The sequence below is a fragment of the Shigella sp. FC1967 genome (assembly GCF_001743005.1).
Classification (GTDB): domain Bacteria; phylum Pseudomonadota; class Gammaproteobacteria; order Enterobacterales; family Enterobacteriaceae; genus Proteus.
Genome location: NZ_MIIZ01000702.1, coordinates 1 through 4,489, shown reverse-complemented (window position 1 = coordinate 4,489; position 4,489 = coordinate 1). Strand labels below are relative to the sequence as shown.

Below are 4,489 nucleotides of genomic sequence, written 5' to 3'. Positions count from 1 at the left end.
AAGGCTTGATGATCATGGCGGGCTTATTTGGCTTTGGTGGTGCATTCATTTCACTATTAATGTCAAAATGGATGGCATTACGTTCAGTGGGTGGCCAAGCTTTATTCCTGCTAACAAACTTAGCCGTTATGTTTGTTTTTTGGGATCATCTTATCTTTAACAGGTATACAAGGTCGTAGCGTTCAAGGCTTGATGATCATGGCGGGCTTATTTGGCTTTGGTGGTGCATTCATTTCACTATTAATGTCAAAATGGATGGCATTACGTTCAGTGGGTGGCCAAGTTATCGAAAACCCAACTTCAGAAGTAGAGCGTTGGTTATTAGATACAGTAAGACGCCAATCGGAACAAGTCGGCATTAAAATGCCTCAAGTTGCAATCTACGATGCGCCAGACATTAATGCGTTTGCAACGGGGGCTCGTCGTGATGCTTCGTTGGTGGCGGTTAGCACCGGATTATTAGCCAGTATGAGCCGTGATGAAGCGGAAGCTGTTATAGCACACGAAATTAGCCATGTTGCTAATGGTGATATGGTAACGATGACCTTATTACAAGGTGTTGTGAATACTTTCGTGATCTTTATCTCCCGTATTATTGCTCAATTTGTGGCGAATTTTATTTCGAGCGATGAAGAGAGCGAAAATAGTAACGGAAACCCATGGGTCTATATGGGAATTTCTATGGTGCTTGAAATTGTCTTCGGTATTTTGGCAAGTATTATTACCATGTGGTTCTCTCGTTATCGTGAATTCCATGCGGATGCAGGCTCTGCAAAGCTTGTTGGTCGTGAAAAGATGATCGCTGCATTACAACGGCTGAAAACGAGTTATGAGCCACAAGAAGAGAGTAGCATGATGGCTTTCTGTATTAATGGCCGTAATAAGTCATTCAGTGAGTTATTTTTATCTCACCCGCCATTAGATAAGCGTATTGAAGCACTGCGCAATGGTGAGTATTTAAAATAAAATTGAGGGTTTAATCGCGAACGCTCAAATTAAAGCGCTCAATATGAAAGTATTGGGCGCTTTCTGTTTATGAAGAAAATGGGGTGTTTAATCTAAATATTCCCCAAAGTATGTTGCTACTTTTTCCTCATCAATTTTAAGATTACCTTTCCAGCCAGCCCATGGCATTTCCATATCAGAGCGACCTTTGGTGTTATTAAGCTGGTTTTCTGCAATAGTCATATCGCCGAAATTAGCCCAATGATTTAAAGATAATGGAATATAGGCATTAGGAATAACACCAACTAAGGCAAGTGAGTGTAAAACACCTCGTTTGGTATATCTATCACCAGAAATTAACTTAGCTTCATTTAATCTCTTTTCAAATTTACCCGGCGTTTCATCTTCAGGTGCATGGCGTAATAAATGGAGTAATTGCTTAAAGATCGCTTTATCAGCGGGCGTTGGACTTACTGGTACGACGGTCAGTAGATGCTTTAAGTTCAAGTAGGCATAAGAAGGGCGGCCTGTATAAGCGTTACCGTAATAGAGGCAATATTGAAAATAGCTATCATTAATATGTTTTTGCTTATCCCCATCACTACAAATCCAACAGCAGTCATATTGAGGCTTTTCTTTATAATCATGTGATGGCAAATTTTGTAATTTATGAAAAGCACCTAAAACCGAGCGACCTCTAAGATAACTTCCCCCAACCCCCGCAACAAAAGCATCTAAGCAACGCTTTTGGGTGAGTAAAGGATTATTCCTTAAGCTATTTAATTTCGAGATAACATCAGTGTGATCAGTAAATTTTTCTATAATATTAGGTTGCCAATTGACTTCAAATAATTAAGTTTTTTTCTTTATCTGAAAGGATATCAAGGTGATACAGTGAAACTTGGCGTTCTGGATCATATTGGCAGTTTTCATATTTATAGAGTTTACGCAAAACTCGCATAGTTTTTTGCACGATTTTACCTTGTTATATTTATAGGGGGATTAATTGATAATAGAGAATGACATAAATAGAAGATAGGTAACTTAATATAGATACAAAAAAAAGCCAGCTCAAATGAACTGGCTTTATCAATAGGGTAGATAAAGTTTATTTTACTGTAAGTTCAGTTTCTTCATCTTGGTTAAAAACAGCTTTGTCCGTTTGCCCCATAATTTGACTAGTAATTGTACCCGCTGTCATTGAGCCACTAACGTTTAATGCTGTACGTCCCATATCAATTAACGGCTCTACTGAGATTAACAGAGCAACTAATGTCACTGGTAAGCCCATTGCAGGTAAAACGATAAGGGCTGCAAATGTTGCACCACCACCCACGCCAGCGACACCAGCAGAGCTAACAGTCACAATAGCAACTAAAGTCGCTATCCACATTGGGTCTAATGGATTAATTCCCACTGTAGGTGCAACCATAACCGCTAACATCGCAGGGTAAATACCCGCACAACCATTTTGACCAATTGTTGTACCAAAAGATGATGAGAAGCTTGCGATAGATTCTGGTACACCAACACGCTTAATTTGTGTTTCAATATTTAAAGGAATACTTGCCGCACTTGAACGGCTTGTAAATGCAAAGGCTAATAAAGGACCTGCTTTTTTGAAGAATTTAATAGGATTTAAACCTGTGAAGCTGACCAGTAATCCATGAACAATAAACATTAAGCCAATAGCAACATAAGAAGCAACAACAAAGCTTCCTAATTGAATGATGTCGTGCATATTTGAACTTGCAACAACCTTAGTCATTAGAGCCATTACACCATAAGGTGTCAACATCATAACAATGCGAACTAGCTTCATGATCCATGATTGTAAGCAATCAATTGCAACTAAAACTTTCTCACCACGAGGTTGGTCTTCTTTGAGTAATTTCAGTGCAGCCATGCCTAAGAAAGTTGCAAAGATAACGACGCTAATAATCGATGTTGAGCTTGCACCTGTTAAATCAGCAAATGGATTTTTAGGAATAAATGACAAAATAAGTTGTGGCATCGTTAAGTCAGAAACTTTGCCCATATAATTTTGTTCAAGTGCAATTAAGCGCTGTGCTTCTTGTTCACCTTGTACTAAGCCTTCTGCTGTTAAGCCAAATAGGTTAGCAATAACAATACCGATTAAAGCAGAAATAGCTGTGGTGAATAATAGTGTACCAATAGTAAGGCCACTAATTTTTCCTAGTGATGATGCTTGATGCAAACGAGCAACGGCACTAAGAATAGAGGCAAATACTAATGGCATAATGATCATTTGTAACAGCTGTACATAGCCATTACCCACGATATTAAACCAAAGAATAGATTCTTTAATAATAGGATCATGTGAGTCATAGAATGCATGTAGTGCTAGCCCAAAAACCACACCAAAAACTAAACCAACAAGAACTTTCTTTGAAAGGCTCCACTGACGTTGACTTAATTTAGCCAAGATGAGTAATAGCACAACAAAGACGAGTACGTTAATGATTAACGGAAAATTCATCTTAACTCTCCAACGAGATCTTTATTTATATAATTTCGACGATTGTATGCGATATGAGTTCTTAGGTAATAAGAAAGGATATAACAGCATCAATTCGTTATAGAGTAACAGGATTGTTAATAACTTTTTATAATTAATTATTATTTTATATAACTGTTTGGTTATAAAAACAAGGAAAGTAGGCATAAAAAGATGTAATAATTTATAAATAAATAGAGAAACGTAGAGTTTTGTCCGTGTGTGTTAAAAATTAGCACGCTTATTGTGGTACATCTGTAACCAATCGTTGACTTGCGAAGGCAGGGTAATAGTCAGGTGAGGTGGTAAAAAAAAGTGCACCAACAAGGATCAAAACAGAGATAAATCGCTCGCCTTTTTTATTGTTCTTTTTGCCTAAAATAGGTAATGCAAAACGCATTTTTAAAGGCCATAAGAAAGGAACGCCAGCGGGGGTTAACATATCGGCAATGAGATGGCTAAGATAACCCAATAAAAGAGCATGAAAGATATCGGCAGAAATACCCCAACGTGGTGAAACTTGGATTTCCCACAAAATAGCTAAACCACAAAACGCAAGTAAACTATGTGTAAAACCGCGATGACCACAGAGCTTTGAGAGGGGCAGAGAGATAATACGGAATAATCGCCCCAGAATAGAACCTGGATGATCTAAGTCAGGTAGAAGTGAGCCTAATAAGACAGCAGGGATCATGTGAAACCAATCACCATGAGCAAGAGCTGGCGTTATTTCAAGCTTCTGCGCTAACACAAGTGTTGCCACAGAAAAAAGTAGATGTCCTTCTGCTGTCATTCCGTGTCTGTTCGTTTGCTGTTCATTTATACAGTAATGAAGTATAAAAGGTTTTGACGATAACTAACAGACAAAAAAGATAAAAATTGTCTTAAATATTAATGAATAACAGGAATGTTTTATTCAATTGATTTAAAAATGATCGAATTTAGGATAAAAGACTAAAAAGTAAGATAGTAATGATCAACGATCATCAAAATATGCAAGAAGAAGACTTTAAAGTAGAAAAGGGG

The 4,489-nt window shown here is 37.7% G+C and carries 4 protein-coding genes and 1 pseudogene; 1 reads left to right on the top strand and 4 read right to left on the bottom strand.

Features of this window, described 5'->3' with window-relative positions:
* The first annotated feature begins 71 nt into the window (after window positions 1-71).
* Window positions 72-966, top strand: a pseudogene (gene htpX, locus BHE89_RS10380) (protease HtpX).
* An 87-nt stretch (window positions 967-1,053) separates the two neighbouring features.
* On the opposite strand, the gene BHE89_RS25560 reads toward htpX, so the two are convergent.
* From BHE89_RS25560 to BHE89_RS10365, 4 genes are all read right to left on the bottom strand, one after another.
* On the bottom strand, window positions 1,054-1,602 hold the full coding sequence (locus tag BHE89_RS25560; protein WP_286146064.1) for a hypothetical protein: 549 nt from the start codon (window positions 1,600-1,602) through the stop codon (window positions 1,054-1,056).
* Between the two features lie 187 nt (window positions 1,603-1,789).
* Window positions 1,790-1,918 (bottom strand): hypothetical protein, encoded by a 129-nt coding sequence (locus BHE89_RS25555; RefSeq protein WP_286146063.1) that lies wholly within the window; start codon window positions 1,916-1,918, stop codon window positions 1,790-1,792.
* A 135-nt stretch (window positions 1,919-2,053) separates the two neighbouring features.
* Window positions 2,054-3,445, bottom strand: a complete 1,392-nt coding sequence (locus tag BHE89_RS10370) for an L-cystine transporter (protein WP_069369362.1) — start codon at window positions 3,443-3,445, stop codon at window positions 2,054-2,056.
* Window positions 3,446-3,704: 259 nt separating this feature from the next.
* A complete protein-coding gene (locus tag BHE89_RS10365) occupies window positions 3,705-4,256 on the bottom strand; it encodes a metal-dependent hydrolase (protein WP_286146062.1) in 552 nt (183 codons plus the stop codon).
* Between the last annotated feature and the right edge of the window lie 233 nt (window positions 4,257-4,489).

Excerpts from the sequence above, each read along its gene's own strand:
- BHE89_RS10370 (WP_069369362.1), bottom strand. The coding sequence starts at position 3,445 with ATGAATTTTCCGTTAATCATTAACGTACTCGTCTTTGTTGTGCTATTA.
- BHE89_RS10365 (WP_286146062.1), bottom strand. The coding sequence starts at position 4,256 with ATGACAGCAGAAGGACATCTACTTTTTTCTGTGGCAACACTTGTGTTA.